The organism is Pseudomonas sp. ICMP 460 (genome assembly GCF_002723595.1).
GTDB lineage: Bacteria > Pseudomonadota > Gammaproteobacteria > Pseudomonadales > Pseudomonadaceae > Aquipseudomonas > Aquipseudomonas kitaguniensis.
In genome coordinates this window covers 1-1138 of sequence record NZ_LKBR01000053.1, presented here as the reverse complement: position 1 = coordinate 1138, position 1138 = coordinate 1, and the positions used below count along the sequence as shown (strand labels likewise).

The 1138-nt window shown below is 61.3% G+C and carries 1 protein-coding gene; it reads right to left on the bottom strand.

Features of this window, described 5'->3' with window-relative positions; genetic code table 11:
- Positions 1-1138: type VI secretion system tip protein TssI/VgrG (tssI, locus tag AO240_RS23805; RefSeq protein WP_143505455.1), on the bottom strand; the 1138-nt coding region annotated here is incomplete at both ends.

Sequence of the window (1138 nt, the reverse complement as noted above, 5' to 3'; positions counted from 1 at the left end):
CGCCTTCAAGAAAGCTCACCAGCACTTCCATGCCGATACGCGGGATGGCGATGCCGCCGTAATGCGCGCCAGCCCAGGCGGAAGAAACGCGCAGCCAGCAGCTGGTTTTATCGTCGGCCTGGCCTTCGCGGTCCCAGTGAAATTGCACTTTGACGCGACCGTATTGATCGCAGTGTATTTCTTCGCCTTTGGGCCCGGTGACCACGGCACTTTGGCTGCCGAGGATGCGCGGTTTGGGGTGTTTCAACGGGGGCCGGTTTGGCACGTCCCACGGGGTTGCCAGGAAACGGTTGCGATAGCCCTGATGGAAGTCGTCCTTGAGCGCGGTGGTGTCGCTGGTCACCGACTCTTCCAGCACGTGCGGCTGTTTGCCTTCGTGGAGTACTTCGGTGAGCAACCAGAGGTCGTTCCAGCGGGCTTTGCTGTGTTGGGTCAGGGCCAGGAAGTGGCCGCTGACCAGCAACGGCTGGTCGCTTTTACCCTCGGCGAGCTGGTAGTCCGCACGATGGCGCTCCAGCCCGCGTTTGGCCAGGTGCCTGCCGCGGGTGCGGTCGATAAAACGGCCGGGGTAATCGTAGTCTTCCAGGTCGGGCTGGGCGTCGCCGCGGCTGTCGGATTCGAGGGTGATGTGCGGTTTTTCAAAGTCATAATCGCGACGTGTGGTGCGGCTGGTGCGGGTTTCCAGGCGCAGGTCGAAACGCTTGATGACCGGGTCGTTTGCGACCAGGCCGGAGTCTTGCTGGTAGGCCACGGGCGCGAGTTTCGGGAACACCGTTTGGTCATCGCCGAACACCAGTTTGTGGCCGCTGGCGCTGTGCTGAAAGTGGTAGTGAATACCTTCTTCCTCGCACAGGCGCTGTATGAAATGCAGGTCCGATTCATCGTATTGAACGCAGTAAATGCGCTCGGGATAAATCGTGCCGAGGTGGAAGGTATAGGCATTGCTTTGGATGCCGTGTTCTTCAAGGACCTGGCCAATGATTTTCGGCACCGTGAGGTTCTGGAAGATGCGCTGGTTGATGCGGTGCGCCAGGTAGGAGAGCTGCGGCCGCAGCGTCACGGCGTAGCGCGTCAGGCGCTTGCCGGAGTCGCCCTGGGCGGCACGGTAGATCTGCCCGTGAATGCCGCTGCCGTCAGG